16 protein-coding genes and 3 pseudogenes are annotated in these 22,340 nt (G+C 66.2%); 9 read left to right on the forward strand and 10 right to left on the reverse strand.

Going from position 1 to position 22,340, the window contains the following annotated elements; translation table 11 throughout:
* Window positions 1-477: 477 nt before the first annotated feature.
* Window positions 478-669: pseudogene (locus tag ACQPXS_RS47035) on the reverse strand (IS30 family transposase); the annotation flags it as partial.
* A 588-nt stretch (window positions 670-1,257) separates the two neighbouring features.
* Here ACQPXS_RS47035 and ACQPXS_RS47040 point away from each other — a divergent pair.
* Window positions 1,258-2,601 carry an MFS transporter gene (locus ACQPXS_RS47040; protein WP_433456645.1) on the forward strand — a complete coding sequence of 448 codons (1,344 nt, stop codon included), beginning with the start codon at window positions 1,258-1,260 and terminating at the stop codon, window positions 2,599-2,601.
* A gap of 83 nt (window positions 2,602-2,684) precedes the next feature.
* Here ACQPXS_RS47040 and ACQPXS_RS47045 read toward each other — a convergent pair whose 3' ends face one another.
* Window positions 2,685-3,464, reverse strand: coding sequence for an IclR family transcriptional regulator (locus tag ACQPXS_RS47045; protein ID WP_433456499.1), 780 nt, complete (start codon window positions 3,462-3,464; stop codon window positions 2,685-2,687).
* A gap of 804 nt (window positions 3,465-4,268) precedes the next feature.
* Between ACQPXS_RS47045 and ACQPXS_RS47050 the strand changes: the two are divergent.
* Window positions 4,269-4,517 (forward strand): annotated as a pseudogene (locus tag ACQPXS_RS47050) (IS630 family transposase); the annotation flags it as partial.
* Between the two features lie 271 nt (window positions 4,518-4,788).
* Here the strand turns inward: ACQPXS_RS47050 and ACQPXS_RS47055 are convergent.
* From ACQPXS_RS47055 to ACQPXS_RS47070, 4 genes are all read right to left on the reverse strand, one after another.
* On the reverse strand, window positions 4,789-5,646 hold the full coding sequence (locus ACQPXS_RS47055) for an ETX/MTX2 family pore-forming toxin (RefSeq protein WP_433456501.1): 858 nt from the start codon (window positions 5,644-5,646) through the stop codon (window positions 4,789-4,791).
* A gap of 563 nt (window positions 5,647-6,209) precedes the next feature.
* On the reverse strand, window positions 6,210-6,662 hold the full coding sequence (locus ACQPXS_RS47060) for an IS110 family transposase (RefSeq protein ID WP_433456503.1): 453 nt from the start codon (window positions 6,660-6,662) through the stop codon (window positions 6,210-6,212).
* Between the two features lie 245 nt (window positions 6,663-6,907).
* Entirely contained in the window at window positions 6,908-7,177 is a 270-nt protein-coding gene (locus tag ACQPXS_RS47065; RefSeq protein ID WP_433456505.1) for a hypothetical protein, read from the reverse strand.
* 2 nt (window positions 7,178-7,179) lie between these two features.
* Window positions 7,180-7,323, reverse strand: a complete 144-nt coding sequence (locus tag ACQPXS_RS47070; RefSeq protein ID WP_433456507.1) for a hypothetical protein — start codon at window positions 7,321-7,323, stop codon at window positions 7,180-7,182.
* A gap of 358 nt (window positions 7,324-7,681) precedes the next feature.
* Here ACQPXS_RS47070 and ACQPXS_RS47075 point away from each other — a divergent pair, with 358 nt between their 5' ends.
* Complete coding sequence (locus tag ACQPXS_RS47075) at window positions 7,682-8,839, forward strand: globin domain-containing protein (RefSeq protein WP_433456509.1); 1,158 nt, start codon at window positions 7,682-7,684, stop codon at window positions 8,837-8,839.
* Window positions 8,840-10,980: 2,141 nt separating this feature from the next.
* On the opposite strand, the gene ACQPXS_RS47080 is transcribed toward ACQPXS_RS47075, so the two are convergent.
* Window positions 10,981-11,187 carry a hypothetical protein gene (locus ACQPXS_RS47080; RefSeq protein WP_433456511.1) on the reverse strand — a complete coding sequence of 69 codons (207 nt, stop codon included), beginning with the start codon at window positions 11,185-11,187 and terminating at the stop codon, window positions 10,981-10,983.
* A 1,536-nt stretch (window positions 11,188-12,723) separates the two neighbouring features.
* On the reverse strand, window positions 12,724-13,299 hold the full coding sequence (locus tag ACQPXS_RS47085; RefSeq protein WP_433456513.1) for an ATP-binding protein: 576 nt from the start codon (window positions 13,297-13,299) through the stop codon (window positions 12,724-12,726).
* 646 nt (window positions 13,300-13,945) lie between these two features.
* On the opposite strand from ACQPXS_RS47085, the gene ACQPXS_RS47090 reads away from it, so the two are divergent.
* Genes ACQPXS_RS47090 through ACQPXS_RS47100 form a run of 3 tightly spaced genes read left to right on the forward strand, consistent with a single transcriptional unit; the run spans window position 13,946 to window position 16,907 of the window.
* Window positions 13,946-15,052 carry an FAD-dependent oxidoreductase gene (locus ACQPXS_RS47090; RefSeq protein ID WP_433456515.1) on the forward strand — a complete coding sequence of 369 codons (1,107 nt, stop codon included), beginning with the start codon at window positions 13,946-13,948 and terminating at the stop codon, window positions 15,050-15,052.
* A 14-nt stretch (window positions 15,053-15,066) separates the two neighbouring features.
* On the forward strand, window positions 15,067-15,747 hold the full coding sequence (locus tag ACQPXS_RS47095) for an SDR family NAD(P)-dependent oxidoreductase (RefSeq protein ID WP_433456517.1): 681 nt from the start codon (window positions 15,067-15,069) through the stop codon (window positions 15,745-15,747).
* Window positions 15,744-16,907: a glycosyltransferase family 4 protein gene (locus tag ACQPXS_RS47100; RefSeq protein ID WP_433456519.1), complete on the forward strand. Its 1,164-nt coding sequence runs from the start codon at window positions 15,744-15,746 to the stop codon at window positions 16,905-16,907. The genes ACQPXS_RS47095 and ACQPXS_RS47100 overlap by 4 nt, the downstream gene beginning before the upstream one ends.
* 7 nt (window positions 16,908-16,914) lie before the next feature.
* On the opposite strand, the pseudogene ACQPXS_RS47105 reads toward ACQPXS_RS47100, so the two are convergent.
* Window positions 16,915-17,161, reverse strand: a pseudogene (locus ACQPXS_RS47105) (IS982 family transposase); the annotation flags it as partial.
* Window positions 17,162-17,519: 358 nt separating this feature from the next.
* Window positions 17,520-18,893 carry a sugar porter family MFS transporter gene (locus ACQPXS_RS47110; protein WP_433456521.1) on the reverse strand — a complete coding sequence of 458 codons (1,374 nt, stop codon included), beginning with the start codon at window positions 18,891-18,893 and terminating at the stop codon, window positions 17,520-17,522.
* Between the two features lie 814 nt (window positions 18,894-19,707).
* Between ACQPXS_RS47110 and ACQPXS_RS47115 the strand changes: the two genes are divergently transcribed.
* Genes ACQPXS_RS47115 through ACQPXS_RS47125 form a run of 3 tightly spaced genes read left to right on the forward strand, consistent with a single transcriptional unit; the run spans window position 19,708 to window position 22,321 of the window.
* Window positions 19,708-20,217, forward strand: a complete 510-nt coding sequence (locus tag ACQPXS_RS47115) for a thiopeptide-type bacteriocin biosynthesis protein (protein WP_433456647.1) — start codon at window positions 19,708-19,710, stop codon at window positions 20,215-20,217.
* On the forward strand, window positions 20,214-21,356 hold the full coding sequence (locus tag ACQPXS_RS47120; protein WP_433456523.1) for a lanthionine synthetase C family protein: 1,143 nt from the start codon (window positions 20,214-20,216) through the stop codon (window positions 21,354-21,356). The genes ACQPXS_RS47115 and ACQPXS_RS47120 overlap by 4 nt, the downstream gene beginning before the upstream one ends.
* A gap of 11 nt (window positions 21,357-21,367) precedes the next feature.
* Window positions 21,368-22,321, forward strand: coding sequence for a thiopeptide-type bacteriocin biosynthesis protein (locus tag ACQPXS_RS47125; RefSeq protein WP_433456525.1), 954 nt, complete (start codon window positions 21,368-21,370; stop codon window positions 22,319-22,321).
* The last annotated feature ends 19 nt before the right edge of the window (window positions 22,322-22,340 follow it).

The raw sequence follows: 22,340 nt of genomic DNA on the forward strand, positions 1-22,340 counted from the left end.
TCCCGCCGGGTCGGGGCGCGGACGGGGCAGGAGCACGCCGCCGCCGTGCCGAGCCGGCAGGTCCATCTCCGACATCACCGAATGATGGATCGTGGAGAGTGACACCCGCCAGAGCCACCTGCGTTCAGTGTGAGTTATGCGTTCCCCCCACTGCGGGGCGGTAACAACCGCCGGCCCGGCCCTCACGGTCATCGCCGGCCATGTCACCGACCGCAGCAAGATCGAGCAGGTCCTGGAGCCGACCCGGCCCAGCGCCCCAGGACATGTCCGGGCCGAGTGGTTGCGGACAGTGCAGCGGCTGCCTCGTCCAGGGATCCGCATTCCGCTGAGCCGACAAACGAACCAAGGGCCATGATTCCCAAGCGCATGGACCGGATCAATGGCCGCATCCACCTTGGATGAGCCGACGCCGTAGCGAAGGCCCGGCTCCCAGCTGGGTGCTTTCTAGAGGTCGTTGCAACGCGTGGTTCGTGTTGGTCAGGCCGCGAGCAGTTTATGCAGGCGCTCGGCTGGGGTTTCCCAGCCGAGCGTTTTGCGTGGGCGTCCGTTGAGCACGGCGGCGACGGCGCTCAGGTTTTCGCGGGTGTGCGGTCACAGGGGTGCCCTTGGGTCGGGGAAGTACTGGCGGAGCAGGCCGGTGGTGTTTTCGTTCGAGCCGCACTGCCAGGGACCTGCCTTGCGGCTCTGACTGTCCTGACATTGCGGACGCGACCTATAGCATCCCTTGCGCCGTCGAACCGTGCTGCGACCTCACAATTTCCTTGGCCTTGCAGCAGTCGTTCCGGTCCAGCCCCAGAGCGTCACAGATCATTTCGGTGTCAGCGGCGGTAACGTCCCGCGCCCCCGCTATCGCAAGGACCGCCCGGGCACGTTGCTCGGCACTGAGTCTGAGTGTGTGTCCGACCACGAGTCCGCCGTCGACAAATTCCGGTCCGATCACTCCGGAGCGGGGAGGCCAGCAATCCGCGTGCTCTTCCACACTGACTCCTGTCACAGCGCCGCCAGACCAGCGGCCGGGAATGAACAGTGACCGTATTGAGGAGTTTGCCGGAAGGGCAAAGCCACGTTGCCCAAATTGCAACCGACGCCTGGGCCTGCGGAGCAGTGTTCCGGGGAGCGCCTCACGTTGGCGGCCAGATGAGGCCAGGGTGATGATGGAGGTGGCTGTCTGCAGCGGGGCGTCGAACGGGGTGAACGGTGAACCGACTCCTGCCAGGTCTTGACTTCCTCAAGCGGGAACGCCCTCGTCCGACTGTCATTCGCCAGCTTCCCGGGGGGTGGCGCCTGGCCGTCGCAGCGGTGTGTTTCGGTGCGTTCATGGGGCAGCTCGACGCAAGTATCGTGACGCTGACGTACAGACCCCTGCACGACACATTCGGGTCGTCGCTGGCCGCAGTGCAATGGGTCTCGCTGTCCTACCTGCTCACCTTGGTGGTCCTGCTCATCCCGGTCGGCAGGCTGTCAGACATCCACGGCCGTAAACTCTTCTACCTTCACGGATTCCTGATCTTCATCGTGGGATCCGCCGCATGCGGCCTCGCCCCTTCCTTGGGCTGGCTGGTCGCTTTCCGTGCCCTCCAGGCCGTGGGTGCCGCCATGCTGCAGGCCAACAGCGTCGCCCTGGTGACGACGACCGCACCGCCTGGTCATCGGCGCTCCGCCTTGGGCGGCCAGGCGGCGGCTCAGGCCCTGGGACTGGCTCTGGGGCCCACAGTTGGTGGCGCATTGGTGGACACCGTCGGCTGGCGGTGGGTGTTCGGGATCAACGTGCCGGTCGGGATCGCTGCCGTGATCTGGGGTCATTACCTGCTGCCCCGCACACGCCAGCGCACTGCACCGGTCTCCTTCGACCACCGGGGGATGGCGCTGCTCGCCACCGGCTTGACGAGCGCCTTGCTGGCCTTGTCCGCAATTTCCGGCCTGCACCTGCCCGCATGGTGCCCGGCGGTGTTGGCGGCGGTCTCGGTGGCAGCTCTGTTCGCCTTGCTGGGCACGGAACAGCGGGCAAAGGCGCCCCTGGTCGACCTGCGCCTCCTGCGCTCCGCAGGGGTGGGTGCAGGCCTGGTCGGAGCTCTGTGTGCCTACCTGGTCCTCTTCGGCCCACTGGTGCTGGTACCCGTCGTCCTGACGCAGCACGGCAGGTCCAACCTCACAGCCGGCCTCGTGTTGACCGCTCTTCCCGCCGGCTTCGGCGCCGCGGCAGCCGCAGCGGACAAGATCCTGCCCCGAACGTGGGGCAACCGCGTTCGCTGCACTGCGGGAGCGTCTGTGTGTACGGCGGCACTTGCCGCACTGGCCGTCTCACCCACTCTCATCGCCTTGGCCGCAGGAACACTGGCTGTGGTGGGCGTGGGGCTGGGTCTGTACACCCCCGCCAACAATGCCGACATCATGGGAAGGCTGCCCACGCGTGCTGCGGGTACGGGCGGGGGCCTGGTCAACATGGCACGGGGATGGGGCACCGCTTTGGGCGTGGCGCTGGTTACCTTCACCCTCAACGCCCAGGGTCCCCAACTAGCCCTGCTGAGTCTGTGCGGGGCCGCCGTATTGGCGGGCATCTGCGGGTTGTTGGTTCCCCGCACGCACCCGCCCTCTGCTTAGCAGCCGGCTCCGAGGCTGCTTCCCCGCCTGGACGCACCGGGCGCTTTCCCTCCGGACCGCTGTGCCGGGCCGCACCGACGGGGTCAGGCCTGGGCTGTCCCCTTCTTCTGCACCACTGTCGCAGCCCTGGCAGCACGTGAGGGTTCCGAGTAGCCCAGCGCGTAGGAAAGCTGCGCCGCGCAGCGCAGGGTAGCCCGGCACATCGCGTCGGGTCCCGCCACGGTTCGGCTCGGGTAGATCGGAACGCTGACCGCGGCCACCGCTCGGGCGTTGAAGTCCCGCACGGGCGCGGCCACACCGCCCAGCCCGTTGTGGAACTCGCCGTCGAGCAGCGCGTAGCCGGCACTGCGGACCCGTCGCAGTTCATCGCACAGCGCCTCGGCGCCGGGCAGCCCCGGTACGGCCGGTCCATGAGCCAGCGCGGCGCGGACGGTGGTTTCCTCCCATTCGCTCATGAGCACCCGTCCGGCAGAGGTGTGCAGGGCGGGGACGGTCAGTCCCTCCGCGCCTACGCCACGGCCGGCGCTGCAGGCAGGCTCCGCCAACAGGACCACGATCTTGTCACCACGCAGCACACACAAATACGCGGGCTGTCCCACCGAGGTGGCCAGGCGCTGCATGCACGGCCGAGCAGAATGCACCAGATGGCTTTCCCTGGTCGCGGCCGCAAGGTCATACAGCCGCCAGCCGCACCGGTAGGCCAGCGTCTCGGGGTCACGGTCGACCAGCCCCACCTGGTACATGCCCGCCAGCGCCCGGGAAACCTGGCTCTTTTGCCGGCCGCACAACTGTGCAACGCGATTGACCCCCAGCCCAGATGCCCGGATGGCCTCCTGGCTGCTCAAGGCATCCAGCAGATCCATGTCCCGACGCAACCCGGAGGTCGTCCGTCCAGCCATGACGAACCTCACTTCCCAATACTCGCCGCTTCCGAGGGCGGACTCGTCATCCTCGAGAGCGGCTCAATACGCCACCGAGTGTCCGTCCGTGCCGGCGGACAGGCTGACGCTCGCGCCGATGGCCAAGACCACACAGATGTGCCGTCCACGGGCGCAACCCAGCAGCGCCTCCGGCAGAAGGTGCCACACGCAAAAGCCTGACCACGGGGACCAGCCTGAACGGCCGTCTGCGGGGATCCGCCCCACCCGCCGTTACCCAGCGTAGGGCGAAGAAGCGATCGCTTCCCGGGGCCGGTCGGACGACTGCACTGGTTAACGCGACAGGACCGACCGGGGGACGTCACGCTCCCCCAATCGGCGCCCGACACCCGGCCGAGCAAGCCAAACCAATGCGGCAGCTGCGGTGCGGCCGGCGCACCGGACGTCCCGACGTTTGCCGCGGCCAGGCTGCTTACTCAGGAGGCAACAGGTGCCGGTGGGGCGTAACTCTTGATGCTCGCGCCCTCAGGTCCAGCGCTCAGCCCGCATCCACCGAACATCGGCTGCACGATTGCACGCCCCTCCTTCTCATGACCCCAGCGGCCCGAGGAGTTCATCCACACCGGAGCGCTGCAGGTCTTGGTGGTCGTGCCGGCCAAAGGCGGCAAGCCTCGTCCTGGTCTGCCAGCGCACCCCCTGGCCGGTGACATCCGACAACTCCGGGAAGCTGCGGGACACGTGAGGACCTGTGCCGGAACAGAGGCCATCCCTCTTCTTCGGGGGGATGGCCCTGATGACGAGGAGTGCATCGTCCAGACGGCCACCACCCGCCCGGCCATGCTCGGCCAGCCCTTCACTCGCCGGTCGATCCGCATGCTCGCCGCCGCCCTGTTAAGCGCGCACGGCCGCGTGACCCGGATCGGCCGCGAGGCGTCACGGTACCTGCCCGCCCGCCACGGCATTGCCTTCCAGCACAGCAAGACATGGCAGGAGTCCCCGGACCCCGGGCATGAGGACAAACTCGACCCGGTCGAGCGCGCTCACGCCCGTGCGACGACAAAGGGCGCAACGGCACATCGCGACGGTCCCCGGCGGGTGGTCGAGTTCAGCGGCCGCACGCGCGAGGACGCGAGGGGGTGAGCAGACGGCACAGCAGCCACCAGCAGACGTCCGCCACGCGGGGTCAGCCGGACATTGCGGTGCAGCACGAAGGCCTCCGTGCCGTGAAGATCCGACAACCTCCACCGCGCACCGAGGCCTTCGTGTGGTCAAGACCTGCGAGTGTCAACAACGCTCGTGATCAATGCGCCTAGGGGGAAACCACCCTGGACTGGGTGGGCGTGCCTCCTGCGACGGCGCGTTGCTGGACGGTGGGCGAGGACATACACATCGTCTTCTCCGTAGCCGTCATGGGACGCTGCTGGGCGATCAGGCCCGTCGCCGGCTGGACGGCCACCGCCGCCGGGTTTTCGGGCTTGGGCAGATCTCCCTTGATGTCGGTCACCACCTTGTATACGCCGCGCCGGATGTGAGCGTCCGAGGTGTAGGTGTCCTCGATGTACACGTCTGCCACGCCGTGCGCGGTGCCGTGGAAGGTTCCGTAGTCGAACCAACCGACGTAACCGGGACTGACGTTCAGTGTGGTGGTGCCGGACTGGGTACTCGCAGTGCCCCAGGCATAACTGTAATTGGCAGCCACCGTAGTCGTGACGGACCCTTCGACGCCCACCCCGAACGGTTTGACCCCGTAGTTGACCGATACGGCCACCGACACGCTGGCTCCGACGGTGTTCGTGGCCGTTCGGGTGAAGCTCCAGCCGATCGCCTGCTGCGCCAGGTTGGAGGTGCAGTTGAACAGCACTTCACTGGCCTGGCGCATGTAGTTGGGCACGTACTCCGGCCGGTTTTCCTCGTAAAAACCCAGGAGTTGGCACTTGCCCGTTCCATAGGGGTACCCGAAGCCCACCTTCTCGCAGTAGTCACTCAGATACTTCCCCGAGACGGTCGGGTATCCGCTGATCGGCCACGGGTACTGGCTCAGGACCTGCGTGTCGTAGGGCGTATTCACGATGTAGGCGCTGGCCGGCGACGCCGCCATCAGCGAGGTAGCCGTAGCCATCACACATGCCGCGAACGCAGCTTTACCGATGTGCGCACGTATTTTCATGTCTCTGCCTCCTGGACCAGCACCCGCGGGTGCGAACCCGAAATCCGCGCTGCAGAGGCTCTGCAACCCGGCAACTCGCATGGTGCACGTCCGGCGCATGGAAGGAAGAGGGGCAGGGCTGTACAAGAATCCTGGTAATCCTGACGAACGGGGAAGCCTGCCAGGCGCACAGGCCCCTCACCGTCCAGGCGGCCATGCACCCTGGCGGCGAGGCGGAGCGGCGGCCTTCCCGCGGCTTGCAGCCCCACGCGCTTCGACGAAGCCGTCACCAGCCGGTTGCCGTGCATGCCTCCACCGCTACGAACTCATGTCGATGCCGTCGGGGGCTGTATCCGGGCTCGCCTCCCGACAGCCCGGCGCCCGGCAAGACCAGGAGCGTTGAACCTCATGGCCGGCTCGTTGCCAAAGCTCTGCCCGACGCCGAGGCCGCAGACCTGCTCCAGAAACGGCCCGGCCACGTCTGCCGCAACTCCTGACAGCGCGGAAAGACATCACCATGCGGGCCACATACAGCCGATTCGCACAAAAAACGTTCTTTCCGTAAACGGACTCCGTCCGCGACTTCATCCGAGATCCGCGAGTACCGCGTGGACCCGGTTGCGCAGCAGCGTCCGCAGACGTACCAGCTGGAAGCGGTGGCGCAGCAGGGCTCGCTGCTGACGCACCCACAACGGCGCGATCCATGCCTCCGGCAGGAGGTCGGCACGCAACAGCCGGCCCAGCGTGGCTGCGTCGACCTTGTCGTTCTTGAGTCTGGCGGAGGCGATGGCCTTGCATTGCAGCGGATGCACCAGATGCGGCTGGTAGCCGTAGTCCTCCAGCAGTTCCACCAGCCAGCCCCAGCCATAGGCGGCCTCGAACGCGACCGGAGTGCCGATCGGTAGATCCCCGATCACCGAGAGCACCGTCTCGACCCCGTTGGGCACGTTCCGATTGATTCGAACCGTGCCCTCCTGGTCGAGGACCGCGATCTGCGACCGCTTGCGGTGCACATCGATACCGACGTAGACAGACATTGAGGGCCTCCTTCCCGAGCCCGTCGATACCCGGACGATAGGCATCGCCCGGCTGAGCACGGAAGGGGGCCCGGCCCTCATAGGGTCAGGTCAGGAGCACTCTTCGCGTTTCTGATCACCCACCGGACGCCCTGCCCCGTGAAAGCCCGAGGTTAGCCTGCGATTACCCATGCCATACCGTGGGCCATGCCCGCGTACCGCAACGTTGTGAGTCGTGTGTTGGTCACACCTCGCAAAATGCCCCGCTACGGCGAGGTGCGCACGATCGTGGTGCGCGGGTCCACGCGCGACAAGGCGTCGCTCGGGAGCGGGACACGGTTGCGTGTCAGGAAGTGGATGCGTCGGGTGAGCTTCTTCAGCGGTGCTTGTTCAAGGCGAGCATGGCCTTGGTCATTGAGGGCAGGCGGCTGGCGGGTGCGGCGGTTGATCTGCCAGGACGTGGGGTGGGTGAAGGGCCCGCTCAAGCAACACAGCACAACCGGGTAGGCGAGCGGTCGGACGGACTTCTGGTGCACGGTCAGCTCACGGCACCAGTGCCGTTTGAACGCTCTGCAGACACGGTGATGATGCGGCAGGTGCGGGCGACGGTGATGTCCCCGTGCGGCCCTGGCAGTTCGATCGAATACCACATCAGCTCGCCAATCGGGGTGGTGGCTGTCACGACCGCGAGTTGTTCGAGCGAGGGACACCATGAACGCTCCCACCCCTGAATCAGCCGGTTCTCCCGGAGGGAAGAACGCGAACCTGGGCCTGCGACACCCGCTTTCCCAATGGGGCCCGGCTCAGTTGCCACCTCAGTGGAATGCAGCCCTCAGCCGGCAGGGCACCCCCGCGACCCACGGCCAAAGTGCCGTCTCGGACCGTGCCGGTGCATCTTCCATACACACACGTTTGCCGAGCGCGGCTCCGCCAACCGACCACAGCGGCCCGGGTGCCTCAGCGCCCCTGTCTGCGCCAGCATCCGCCGCCCAGGCAGGCCCACCTTATGGTCTCGACCGGACCTGCACCTCCCCCCAGCCTTGAGCCGGCGCCCTTTCGCGCAGCCACCGCCCCCCGACGAACCCGGGCGTGACGTCCTGCTCATCCGGCGCACTCTGGAAGAGATCAGGCCGATTGCCGACAAGGTGATCTCCTACTTCTACGCGCTGCTGTTCCTTGATCGCCCGGACCTGCGGGCGCTGTTCCCGCCAGCCATGAACACCCAGCGAGACCGGCTTTTGAAGGCACTGCTCACCGCGGCCGAGCACATCGACAACACCGACGTGCTCATTCCATACCTGCAAAACCTCGGCCGGGGCCACCGCAAGTACGGCACCCGCCCCGAGCACTACCCAGCCGTCGGCCAATGCCTCGTCCGCGCATTGGCCCGCTACGCCGTGCGCATCTGGGACGGGCAGACGGAAGCCGCGTGGCTGCGCGCATACACCATGCTGTCCCAAGCGATGATCGACGCAGCCGCCGAGGATGCCGAGCAAGCGCCGGCCTGCTGGTGCGCGGAGATCGTCGCGCACCATCTGGCCACTCCTGAGATCGCAGTGATCACTCTCCGCACGGACCACGCCTACCCCTTTCTAGCGGGCCAGCACGCAATGATCGAGACGCCGTGGTGGCCGCGGATCTGGCGGCACTACTCATTTGCCTCCGCACTCCGCCACGACGGATTGCTGACCTTTCATATCAAGGCCGTTGCGGCCGGCTGGGTCTCCAACGCACTTGTTCACCGCGCCAGACCCGGCGACCTCATCCGCCTCGGCCCACCGGAAGGTGCGATGGTCGTCGACCACACCACGGACAGCGGCCTGCTCTGCGTGGGGGGCGGCACCGGCATCGCCCCTATCCAGGCCCTCGTCGAAGATGTCGCCGAAAACGGGGAGCACCGTCCGATCGACGTGTTCTACGGAGCCCTGGCCGACCGCGACCTGTACGCCATCGACACCATGCTGCGACTGCGCCAAGTCCACCCGTGGCTGTCCCTGCACTCAGTGACCGAACAAAGCAACCACGTGCAACTGCCTTACGCAGTCAGAGAGTACGGGCCCTGGGACGGCTACGACGCCTATCTGTCCGGTCCTCCCGGCATGATCCGCACCGGGCTGCGCATCCTGCAGGGCAGCGGAGTTCCGCTGGAGAAGATCAAGCATGACTCGGTGGAAGAACTTCTCGCCGCCTGTACATGACCGCCGTGGACCGGCATCACCCGCACGTCACAGAGCTGATCGCGGCACCCCCTTCCCCGTGCAGAACCGCCGCATGCCCGCTTCGGATGGTCAGCTCGTCACCGGCACCAACGGCTTCGGCCGTGCCCCCCGGCATGATCACGAACGTCGTCCCTGGCTGCACCTGAGGACCGCTGTGGCGCCGATGGTAGCCAGCGCAAATGCGCTGCCTGCGCAGAGCGCTGAGACCGCTGTGACGGCGGATCGCGAAGAGGGGGCGCGGATGAGGCGTCCGGCATCGTTGACCCACGCCCTCTCCTTGAAGCCTTCCGGGCTGTCCAGCGGCGCCATGACCTGCCCGCTGTGCTCACGGCCAGCGGGATAGGCCCAGCGCGCCGGCACACGACCGTATATGAGGCCGTTCATGCCCGTCCGGCCCAGCCGCACGGGACGCACAGTCACGGCCTCGACAGCGTGGGAATGTGCCGTTTCCCACTCCGCGCCGGACCGGAGCTGGTGATAGGCAAGCAGACCGGCTGCGGCTGCGACCACCGAAGAAATAAGGAGGACGACACCGACAAGCCGTGGCGGGATGCGTCTTCCGGCACCGGGGCCAAAACGCCCCGCCCTATTAAGCGGCCAGGAGACGGCAGAATCCATCAGTTGCCATATCCGAGGCATCCCTACGCTCCTCACCCTGCGGCTCATCCCCGCACGTCTGGGACCTCCGATGCCGGGGTTGCTGTCTCTCTTCCGCCGGCGTCCTTCCCTTAATGGTTCAACCCGGCCAGCTGTCAGCCCATCCCCCGATCGTCCCATTCACCCGTTGACGAGCTGTACCGTCATCGATCTTCCCGGTGTCGGGGCTGCTGTCGGGCACCGCCTGATAAGACTGAAGCCAGGACGTCGTCCGGGAAGACGGGGTGCGGCCAGTCGGGCGCGGAGCGCCGATCCAGCCGGTACACCTCAATCGCGGACCGTCTACGACCGGCAGTCGTGGGCTGCAGTGGCCGGCCCGGCTCAAAGCACCGCTGACCCGACCGAAGCCGGGACCAGTGACCGGGAGGCGGCCGGGCGGTTCAGGGCGTCCCGGATCTCGAATCGCCGAATGTGGCCGGTGGCAGACCCGGCCTCCACGAGCCCCGACGGTGCCCGCTGCAAGGCTGAGCGCCGGACAACTCCGCATGGTTGGCCATTGCAGCCTGGCAACGTCATCCATTGCATCGGCCGATCGCATGACATCGCCCTTCCCCCACCTCGCCATAGATTTGACGAATCCGAATACGCACAGCCGCCGGCGCTCATGCCGGGCTTTACTGAAGAGGCACCTATGACTCCCAGCCACGTCGGCGCACCTGTCCAGGTTCCCACTCCCGCTCAGGAGACGTATTCCTTTATCTGCCTGGAGTGCGCAGCGGGGTGGGAAACAGACGTCGAGATCAGTCGCGAGCAGCAGCCGGATGGCCACACGCGCGTGGTGTACCACACCGGCGACCGCGTGGTCCCCTCGCCTCTCATTCGCACGCGATGTGCCCGTTGCGGCGGGGCAAAAGTCCGTTGGCTCCCGCCTCACCTGGTCACGGCCGAATGATAATCCAGACCACTCATCCTCGAGCATCAGAAGCCGGAGACGGGAACACGGTTCACCTTTTCTTCAAAATGCCTGCGAGTAATCACAAGAGGCTGTATAGCGGCACATGAGTCGAGGTGGATCCACGAATCCCTTGAGGGCGAAGATGTCTTTTCACTTTTATATCCTGAATCTCCTTCGACATTGCCCCTAGTCCTGGAACCTGCAGACACGCCGCTTTGGTCGGTCTTATCACCTCTCTTTTCTTGCGTGGCGTTCATTTCTTTGGCCTTTGATCCGTCCACGGCGCAGTGCGCTCGCGAGTCCACGCCGTCAAATGAATGGAAAGCGGAGAGTTCAAGCGGTCAAATCAGATCCTGACCCGGCTTTGCGGCGTATATTTTCGTGCTCATTGCTGTTCTCGTCCTGCTCTCGGTATACGGTCAGGGGCTGACCGGCTCGGCTGGCCGTTGCCGGTTGCTCTCCTGCGCATACATTCCCCGCGCGATACAGCGGGATGGGACCAGTGATCTACGTCGGGCACAGCAGTTGCGCACGACCAATCGGCTTCCTTGGCCAGGTCTCTCACTGCTCACACGTCTGGTCTACCTGTTGCCGCCCGTTGAAAGGCCCGGACGGCCAGCCAGCCCTGGCGCAATGCCAGCACAGCCCATACTCCCGCCAAGGCGGCCAGCCAGGAGGCCCGCACGAGCACCGTTCCGGTCAGCGTCAGCGCCACGACGAGCATGTCCAGACCCGTCACCCATGCATCGCGCAACCATTCGGATCTGCGTTGCATCGCCGCTTCACCCTTTCGTCGCTGCCCGTCGGACGCCGCGCTTCTGGGCTGTCTTGGTCCTGTCGGCCCAGTCGGCCGCCGACCACGTGGTGAAGCCGACTCGTGCGCCAACGACATCTTTCCCGCGCGGCCAGGACCCACTCAAAGGTGAGCCGTTGCCCCCCGCTCACGTGGGGGCCATGCACCGCACAGGTGACATGCTGCAGCGCCACACCGACCAAGTGAGCACCGGCGCCGTGTGGTAGCTAAGGTGTGAGCGGTGAGACGGCTACGGCCCGGAGGTTACAGCCAGCAGTCCGCCGCCACACACACGGTCCCGACCAGAGCTGCGAAGTGTCGCCCACGGCTGTCCTGTTGACCTCCAGCGGCGCCGCGTTCCTCCTGGGAGTCAACACCACCGCCATCAATACCGCGCTGAAGGCGATCGCCGGCGATTTGGCGATGGGCAGTAGCGCACTGAGCTGGGCGGTAGGCAGCTATCTGCTCGTGATCGCCGCCTTCGTCGGAGTGAACTCCCGTCGAAGACGCCAAGACGCGCCGCGTACACGGTCGCAGCAGCTATCCGTCAACACGGCAAGCGATACGCAGAACGTGGAAGCCTCGGGCAACGACAGCCCAGCCGGCGGTCCTCATGGCAATACCGGCAGGCTGGTGTCGAACGATCTCTCGGAGGTCGTAAACCCAGGCCGCCGTTCCGGGACCGATGCCTGTCGCCCTCCAGGAGGTGAAGACCGGCCCACCCAAAACCCAGCGGGCATCGGACACGTCACTGCGGTACGGACGACGAGTACTTCCAGAAGCCGGGCAGCACCTCCCCCACCTGGGGGATACCGCCCGAGAAGAGGTACGGCCAGATTGGGACCGAGAGACGTTCCGCCCCCGGTCGAGGAAAGGGATCGTCACCGTGAATACCGCACAGATCCCAGCAGCTCGCTCATGTGCAACCACGTCAGGAGCTCTTACTGGCCTGGCTCTGACCGAGCACGCATTCAAGGACTGATGACCAGTGTCTCTACCACGCACGGCGTGTCGAGGTACGGCCGCGACACGTTGTGGACAGCCGGCCCATGACCGAGCACCCACCGCGCGGTTGCCCCCGGCCCAGGCAGGCGCCCCGCTCCATCCCCGATGCCCGGCCCGCTTCACCCCGCGTCGCGGGCAGCGGCTGGGCGATCCGGAATCGCTCCGGCACGCGAAGCCGTCATGCGGTTTGACCGGCGACTACCAGATCCGCTGTGATCCCGGCTCGACCGCCGCCCGGCCAAGAGAACCCTCGTGCAGGGCGGGCCACGATGCCAGGCCTCACTGTCCGGCCTGGTCCCGGAGACGGCCCACAACGACATCCCGGTCGCAGACGCCGTCGACCCGGTGAACCAGGGGCAGCGCTGGGCGCCTTCTCGCGCATCCTGACACTCGCCGCTCGGCTCAGCCGGGGTGAGCGTTTTCGGGAACCCGGGGTAACAGCGCCGGGTGGCATGCACTGATCGCCGTTGGCCACAGACTCTCATCGGCGCATGCCACGGCAGCGTTGGTTCCTTAGAGAGCAACGACGGCTCGGGCGGTCTTGCCGCCACTCTCCTGAGCGAAGAAGTCAAGGCGCGCGGACAGGCAGGCCACGATGCCAAGTCCATAACCACCGCTTGTCGGGACTGCGTCGGAGAGCGGGGCCCTGGATCGGGCGGGAACTGCGGGAATGTGCGGATTGCTGTCCCACACCTCGACCACCGCCGCACCGGCTGACATCTCGAGACTCAGACGGCACGGACCTGACGAGTAACAGCAGGCATTCGTCACAAGCTCGGACACTATGAGTGCCAGATCTTCCTGAGCCTCAGGCAACCATCCAGCATTCCCGGCAAGGCTGCAACAGGCTGTGCGAGCCCGGGAAAGGCAGTGGCCTCCCTCAATCCAGACTTCCACCCGATCCGAAACCATCTCTACAACAGGGCCGTCCATCACGATCATCTCCCGTACTCGCGGCCAGCGACCTGGAATCCGACTCAGGCTATTGCGCCTCCGAGCGATTACGACAACCGAAGTTGCCCATACCGCAACGAGCCCCGGCGACAAGATTGCGTTTCCGCGCGACGAAGCACGACCAGAGACCGGCATCCGCGCCGGCCCCGCGGAAGTGGCCGGACAGCTGGACGACTTCGTCAGACGTACTCATTCATCTGTCTGGAATGCGCTGCGGGGTGGGAGAAAGACATAGATATCAGACAGCAACAGCACTCGAATGAGCCCATCCGTGTCCCGGACGACACCGACGTCCGCGAGGTTTGCTCCCCCTCATCGGCTTGCGATGCATCCGTTGCGGCGGGGCAAAGGTCCGCTGGTTCCTGCCCAGCATGGACGCATGAGACGCCTGGGCCGGATCAAACTCGTGCGCGGCGTCGACCGGGTGTCTTCAACAACCTCATGCCGCCGCCGACTACCCTCGGTCTCCGCTCCGTGAAGCGTCCGGTGTGCTGCTACGCCGATTTGAACCTGCGTCGACCGACACACCTGCAAGGCCGCATCAGCATCGACATTCTGTTGACAGCGCCTGTGATCAGCTTCTTCTTTGCGGAGTGCTGGGTGGCTGGGCAGATTAGCCGAGCTTCAGCTCGTCCGACAGGGCGTGTCTCCTTCAATCGGTGGAGTGAGGTTTTCAGGAAGGTGCTGGCCTTATTGGCTGATCCAAGAAGCGTTGTGCACGGGAAAGACTTGAGCCTATCGACACCGGAGACCACCCTCAAACTCACGTTGGAAGAAGACCATGACGCCCAGCGCCGGCAGCCCCGCAACGGCAATCAGCGATCCTCAGTCCTCCTGCCCGCCTTCACGCGTCCCTCCTCGTCAGATCGCCGTGATCGGCGGTGGGTGGTACGGGTGCCACCTGGCCACGACCCTGCGCTCCGACGGTCATGAGGTGCATGTATTCGAGGCGCAGAACGACATCTTCCAGGAGGCTTCGGGCCACACTCAGAACCGGCTCCACCTGGGCTACCACTATGCCCGGTCAGCTATCACCCGCCGCGAGGCCGCCGAGGCCTTTGCCGAGTTCAAGAAGACGTACCCGTCCTTCAGCACGCCTCTGGCTGCCAACATCTACGCCGTTCCCAAGCGCGACTCCATCCTCGACGCCGAAACATACGCGCAGGTCATGACGGCTTCGGGGCTAGATGTCGACGAGATAGTCCCGCAACAGGTTGACCTGAGGGGCTGCGCCAGCGCTCTGGCCGTCAAGGAGGAGGTCCTTCACACTGACCGAGCGCGGACTCACTTCCGAACGGCCCTGGCCGACAGCCTGCACTTGAACGCGCCAGTCGATCACATCACGCCGGTGTCCGATGGTGAGATGGTGCACGGTGAGCGCTTCGACCACGTGGTGGACTGCACGTGGGCGACGAGGATGCCGCGGGACGGCCAGTTTGATGATGTTTACTTCGAACCGTGCGTGACCTTCACCTACCGGTCGGATCTCACGGATTTCGCATTGACTCTTGTCGACGGACCCTTCTTCTCCGTATATCCATTCCGTGACGGTCTGTACACGCTCACATCAGTACCTCACACGCCGCTGGGGCGATTCCCCACCCATGAGCAGGCTCAGGGAAGGCTCAACTCTCTGACGGCTGAGGAGCTTGGTCGGATCCGGTGCAGGATGGAGGACCAAGTGATGTCCTTCTGGCCGCGTTTTCACGACGAGTTCGCCGCCGAAGGATACTTTCTTTCGGTGAAGACGAAGATGGTTTCGGGCAGCGACGCGCGCGTGGTGTCAGTGCGCACGCGCGGCAGGAGGACGTTTGTCTTCGCCGGCAAGGTGAGCACAGTCTTCACCGCGGCCCGGCAGGTCCAGAGGCAGCTGTGCGTCTCCTCGTAACGGGACCGTCCTCGGTGATCGCCGAGACTTTCATCGACCTGGTTCGTAGGCACCGACCCACAGATGAGGTACTCACCCTCGGCAGAGGTGTCGAGTGCACTTTCAAAGCCGATCTGCGTGACATCGAAGCTGTCGATGACCTCCGTGATGAATTGGCGACGGTGGACCGCATCTTCATCTGCCACGGCGTTCTGTCGTCCAAGCCGCTGGTCGAGCAGTCGGCCAGCGAGGCCGCGGACAGCCTGGCCGTCAACCTGCTCTCCGTCGTTCGCCTGATCGAGATCGCACTGCGTGTCAATCCCTCAGTCCGCATCGTGGCCATCGGCTCCGAGTCGGGGATCAAGGGTTCCTACGACGACTCTTACGCCCTGGCCAAGGCAGCGCTCCATGCGTATGTGGGCTGGCGCATGCCGGAGTTCCAAGAGCAGCAGCTCGTCTGTATCGCCCCCTCCATGATCTCGGACACCGGCATGACCATCCGTCGTGCCGACCAAGAGCGGGTCGAGGAACGCGCGCGGTCCCACCCCCAGGGCCGCCTGCTGACCTCTGCTGAGGTGGCTTCCTTCGCATACCACCTGCTTTACCAACACAGCAGCTATCTGACCAACACTGTCATCCCGATGACCGGGAGCAAGTTCGCCCATGGCCCCGCTCCCCGTCCCGTACCCCCTTCCGGTCAGGAACCACGCACATGAACATCACCGTGTTCGTCGACCACAGCAATCCGCTCAACGGAGTGCTGTCCTGGATCAACGATCTGACGGAGTACAGCCCCGACCTGGACCTACTGATGGTTGGCATGCTCACGCAAGACGAGCGCACCCCCTGGGCCGAGACGGTCGATCAGGACATCTTGGGGACTTTGGTCCGGCTCTCCCCCGAGCAGGTGAAGGTCGCCGAAAACGCCCAGAGCCTGGATGAACTGAGCGCCGACATCTCAAGTATCATCCAGCGCACCGACGTCTACCTGCCCAACGGCTATGAGAGCGGATACCGTCTGGCCGCACTGGCTCGCCGGCTGCACCACCCCAATGGTGTCGTGGCCTTCACCCACACGGACGCGCCGCACGACCACTACCTCACCAAACGCTACGCCGATATCGTTTCAACGTTTGTCGCGGCGGATTCGCCCAGTCTGCGCCGCACCCGCGAGCGGCTGCCCGATCGTGTGTCCAGCATTGTGCAGGTCCCCCACGGTTTGACGGCCCCGCCTTTTGAGGCCCGCCAGCCTTCAGAGGAGCACCTCGCGCTCGTGTACGCCGGACGCGTTATCCAGGAGCAAAAACGCATCTTTGATCTGCTCCCCATGTGTGCGGAACTTCGCCGTCGCGGGGTTAGGTTCACCCTGGATGTCATCGGTGACGGAGCGGATCGTGAAGCCTTCCAGCATCGGGCTGCCCTACGATATCCGGAGATCCGTTGCCGAGGACTCATGCGCCGCCAGGACCTCCTCGCGACCTACCAGCACTACGACTGTCTGGTCATGTGCTCACAGACTGAGGGGATGTCGGTGGCCTTGATGGAGGCCATGGCCCGGGGGGTCGTTCCGGTCGTCACCGACGTCGGCGGCGCGAAGGATCTCATCGCTCAGGGCCGCGAGGGATACACCTGGCCTCCCGGGGAGACCGCACGCGCAGCCGATCACTTGGAAAGGCTCTGGAAGGATCCGGCTCTGCTCGCCGCCTGTTCAAGGGCCGCGCATCACACGATTGCGACCCGTCACGCTCCGGCTACTGCTGCGGCCCGAATGACGGCAATTCTCCGCAACGCGGCGGCCCATCCCGTCGGCAGCCCCGCGCAGGTCGAGGCCCTGCTCGCGGACACCAGCCGCTCTCCCTATCTTGCCCGTACCTGACCTGCCGTTGTTCGGTCAGTGACCGTTCAAACGGCTTGAGCAGACTCAGTCGTTCACGCACAAGGCCGGTGTCGACCGCCAGCATTCGACCAGCACCTCGCGCTCGCCGAACTTCGGGTCGGCAAGTTCCCACAGGATCGGCACCCTGGATGAGGTGCAGACCAAATACTGCCGCAGGCCAGGACGCGACGCGCAGTAACCATAGAGTTGGCCCAGGCCGCCAGCGCCGAATCGGCCGTACCTGCCGGTGTTGGGACAACACGCTCGCAGAATCGTTCTTCTCGGCCCTGAAGAACGCGCTGAACGCCACCCACCCAGGGTCGCCGCCTATGCCGCCGTATTCGAGTGGAGCGAGAGCTGGTACTACCTGTGCCGACTCCGCAGCAGCCTCGGCCGCCGCAGTCCCGCTGGATACGAGATCGCATTCGCGCCCTGACCAACACATCGAGGGTGTCCGTCAAAGCGGAACAAGCTCACGAACCCGTTTGGGCGCCCTCCACGACCGGACCTGCGCACGCCTCCGGAGTCCTCCGTCGCCTTGCGGCGCTCGGGGTCTCTCATTCCTTTCCGTGCGGCTGTCTGTCCCGTCCTCAGGGCAGCCGCGCCCCACTCTCACGACTGCCGCAGCAGTGCCTGTACCTCGGCCAGCGGACGGTCCTTGGTCTCGGGCACGAAGCGGCGCAACAGCATCAGGAAGACCAGGCTGAGCGCGGCGAAGCAGAGAAACACAGCACCGACCCGCACCGGCGAGGCGGGGGTACCTGTGACCACCGGAAAAACCAGCGCCACCAGCATGTTGGCCGCCCAGTTCAGGGCGAGGGCCACACCGGCTACTGGAGCCCTGATCTCCGTCGGCAGCACCTCCGCCATCAGCACCCAGGCCAGCGGGCCGGCCGAGAAGGCGAAGCACGCGATGTAGGCGAGTACAGCCGCCACCGTCAGCCCACCACTGAGCAGCCCTCCCGCCATCAGCCCGGATGCCGTGACACACAGCGCCGCCGCCATCCCTACCAGCCCGGCACCAAGCAGGGTGCGTCTGGCGTACCGCTTGATCAGGACGAGCGCGAAGACCGAGGCTACGACGTTCATAATGCCAATTGTCAGGCTGGCGACCTCGGGCCCGTTATGGCCACCGACACCGGCGGACGCGAAGACGAGCGACGAGTAGTAGATGACGGCGCCAACGCCCACCAGGGCGTTCATGAGAGCGGCGCCCACAGCGATTGCGACGGGCAGTCGGTGATCCGGTGAGAGGGCTGTCTTAACAATGCCTGCCGAGTGTCGACGGCGCGTCGCGCGTAGTTCTGCCAGTTCCTCTGCGGCCTCATCGGGTCCACGAGTCAGCTGCAGCACTCGCAGGGCTTGCCCGGGCCTGCCCCGGGCCAGCAGGTCTCCGGCAGCAGGTGGTACGAACGCGACAGCGACCGCTTGCAGGATCGCCGGCGCACCGTTGGCGGCGAACATCAGCCGCCAGTCGCGGTTGGCTAGGTCGGTGGCGCCCAGGGCCAGCGCGGCAAGGATGCCCACGGTGAGGCACAGTTGATAGGCGGTGATCAGCGCCCCGCGGGAACGGGCCCCGGCCAGTTCGGCGAGCAGCAAGGGGGCGATGGCGGAGGTGATTCCGACCGCAAGCCCCAGCAGCAGTCGGCCGGTCACCAGCACGGACGCATCCGGCGCCGTCGCGCAGATGGGTGCCGCCGCCGCGCCGAGCAGCCCGGCGCCGATCAGCATGCGTCTGCGACCGAGCCGGTCGGTAAACGCGCTCGCGCACGCGCAGCCGACCAGCGCGCCCACGTGCATGACGCTGACGACGATGCCCTCGTGCAGGTTGGTCAGACCGAACTCGCGGTGCACCTGGTCCAGGATCTGGTTCATCGCCGAGATGGAGAAGCCGAAGAAGGCGCCACTGAACGCCGCCATCAGCGCGAGCCGGGCACGCAGGGCGGGGACGCCGTCGGACCGTGCTGCGCTCGCCTGGCCTTTCACGGCCGCCGCCCTGGCTGGGGCCGCCCCCTGAATCTCGCTGGTGTGAAAGCCGTGCACACCATGTGGCGGGCGGGGCACCAATGGGTCATCGGTAGTAGCCGGAACGCCGGCATGGTCGCCTCTCACTTCTCCGGTGGCTCGCAAAGGTCCTCAGCGAGCCAGTTCCCCGGTCGATGCGCAAGCCCGGGGCGGGGGTGGAACCACTCCTGCCGCGCGACGACGTACCGCACCGGCGAGGCCCGGGGTACCTATCCGTGGCGCCGAGAGGCGGATGTGCGCGTTCCGCTGTCGCAGCCGGACTTTTCCCTCAGCGACGTGTTCGTCTTGTGCACCGCTGCCCCACTCACGCTACGCCGGGGGCTCGGCCCACGCGCGGCGGCCCACCCGCCCACCTCAGTCGGTGCTCATGGCCCAATCACGGCCCCCCAGGTAGCGGTCCGTGAAGTCGTTAGCAAACTCGCCGTACGGGTCAAAGTGGTCCCGTAGACGGCGGAAGTCCTTCATGCCGCTGTAGGTGCGCCAAGCGGGAGGAATACGCTTTGCCGCCCTCACCCGCAGTGAGCGAACACGGGGATGGCCGGATCCCGTGCAGGGCACTCAGATGTCTTCCAGGACAGCGGCGAACTGACTCACCGCGTTGGCTTGCGATGACCAGCAAAGACAGCGGCCGCCGGCCTTGGTTCACGAGCTAGGTCGTTTCGGTTTGGATCAACCCGCTGAGCGATGTTGAGTGTCCGTGTGACTCACCGCATCAGAGATCGGCGGGCGGCCACGACATGCGGGGTGGGCCGCCAGGCGGTAGGAACAAAGGGTCCTGGAGGCTGCCGAACGGTGCTTCGCAGCCGACTCCGCCGCCGCCATCGCCCAGCTCGTCCTGCCCATCCCCGACAGCCACAAGCCGGCGGTCACCGCGGCGAGCATGGTGGACATCGCCACCGCCTTCCTCGGCTCTTGCCCGGCCGGCCGGGCGTGGCTGACGACGAACTTCCTCAAAGGCGAGGGCGCCGCCTGCTCCCGCGACGTCCAAGACCTGGCCGTCCGCCTTGCCACGGCGGACGCCGACCAGACGGCTGCCGCGCTCCGCGAACTACCACGGGGCGCCCACGTGGCCGGGACCTGGGCGCTGCGCCGCAGGCACCTCGGCGAGTACCGGCAGGCCCTCGAAGAGGCCGGCACCGACCCCGCCCATGTGCTGCCGTCCCTGCTTCACATGCACCACAACCGCGCGGTAGGCATCGACCCCGACGCCGAAGCCACCTGCCGCCGTCTGGCCCGCACCGCCGCACTGTCCTGGACCTCCCGCGCAGAAGGAGCAACGCGGTGACCACCGCCCCGCCCGACACCGACCCCGCCACCCGGCAGTCCCTGGCCCACGGCCCGCTCGGCACTGCACTCCTCGACATCGAGCGCGCCCATGCCGGACTCATCTCCTTCCACGTCGCGCACCGCAAACTCGCCGGAGCAGGCCCGCTCATCGACGGCGACGACGCCAACCTGTTCCTCGGCGCCCCCGCGATGGCCTACGTCCTTCACATGGCCGCCACGGGCAGCGACCGATACACCGGAGCACTCCACACCCTCGACGACGTCGTAGCGGCCCACACCCGGCGCCGTCTGGCTGCCGCACACGCACGCATCGACGAGGGCCGCTACACCGCCTTCGCCGAATACGACCTGTTCCGCGGCCTGACCGGCATCGGTGCCCTCCTTCTACGCCGACAGCCCGACGGCCAGGAGCTGCGGCGCGTGCTGGAGTACCTGGTCCGGCTCACCGAGCCGGTGACCGGGCCCGAAGGCGAACCTTTGCCCGGTTGGTGGGTCGGCCACGCTCCGGCGAACAACCAGGCAGTCACCCCGAGCGGACACGCCAACGCCGGCCTCGCCCACGGCATCAGCGGCCCCCTCGCACTGCTCGCGCTCGCCAAGCGCCAGGGCATCAGCGTGGACTGCCATGAACTCGGCATGTACCGGATTCTGCGCTGGCTGGACAACATCCGGCAGAGCGACCACCACGGCACCCGCTGGCCCCGCTGGGTCAGCAAGACCGGCCCGGCCCCCACGCACAGCGCCGCGCCGTCCTGGTGCTACGGCACCCCGGGCATCGTCCGCGCGCAGCAGCTCGCCGCCCTTACTCTCGGCGAGGACGACCGCAAACGGACGGCCGAACGCGCCCTGCTGTACTGCCTGGCCGACTCCCGACAACTCGACCTGCTCACCAGCCGCGGCCTGTGCCACGGCGTCGGCGGACTGATCCGCACCGTCCAGCGCGTTGCGCAGGACGCGGAGACCTCCGTGCCGTTCAACAACTGGCTGATGAGCGCGTCCGAACGCTTCCTCGCCGCCCCGGCACCGGAACAGCCCGACTTCCTCGAAGGCGCGGCCGGGGCCACTCTCGCCTTCATGGGCGCCGAGCCTGACACCCTGCCCGCTACGGACTGGGACGCCTGCCTGCTGCTGATCTAGGAGACGAGCAGATGCAGCGTTACGACAACCCGACCGAGAACGCCGTCCTGGCTGTCCTGGGAGGCATCCCGATCGAAGAGGCAGCCCGGCAGGCGCCGACGTCACCCGCCCGGCTGGCCGAAGCGGTCGAACGCTACCGCGCCGCCGGCCGGTCCGCCCTGGAACCACCGCCCTCAGGCTGGTATCAGGCGTACGTCTCGTTCGCCGACTACCCCTCCGCCGCGCGGACCTTCCGCACATACCTCCTGCCGACCCTCAGCAACGACGAGACAGGCGCCTGGTGGTTCGTACGGAAGTACCCGTTCTGGAGACTGCGCGTCCAGCCACCCCAGGGCGCGCAGATGGATCGCACCATCGCACGCACGAGGCAGGCACTCGACTCGGCAGTCTCCTGGGGCGTGGTGAAGCAGTGGCGGACCTCTCTGTACGAACCGGAGTCCATAGCGTTCGGCGGGCTGGTCGGCATGACGATCGCGCACAGCCTGTTTCACGCCGACAGCACGGGGGTGCTCACCTACGACCAGCTCGTCGAGAAGCACACGGCCGGGCTGTTCGACGCCAAAGTCACGTCTCTGCTCGTCGTTGCCGTCCTCCTACGAGCCGCCGGACTTGAATGGGGGGAGCAGGGTGACGTCTGGGGCCAAGTAGAGGCCAGGCGACCACTGCCCGAAGACATACCCACCGACAAGGTAAGCGGGATGGTCGACCCAATGCGGAAACTCCTGACCCTCGATCCCGGCCGCCTGCTCACAAACGGCCCTCTCACGCCCCTGCAGGACTGGGTAACCGGCATGAAGCACGCAGGCACACACCTCAAGGACGCCGCCGAACTCAACCGTCTCGGCCTCGGGCTCAGGTCCATCCTGGCCCGGCACATCATCTTCCACTGGAACCGGATGGGCTTCAGCAACAGGCAGCAAGCCATCTGGTCACGTGCAGCACGCGAAGCCGTCCTCGGGCAATGATGCGCTGCCTCCAGTTGAC

The sequence above is a fragment of the Streptomyces sp. CA-142005 genome (assembly GCF_050942335.1).
GTDB lineage: Bacteria > Actinomycetota > Actinomycetes > Streptomycetales > Streptomycetaceae > Streptomyces.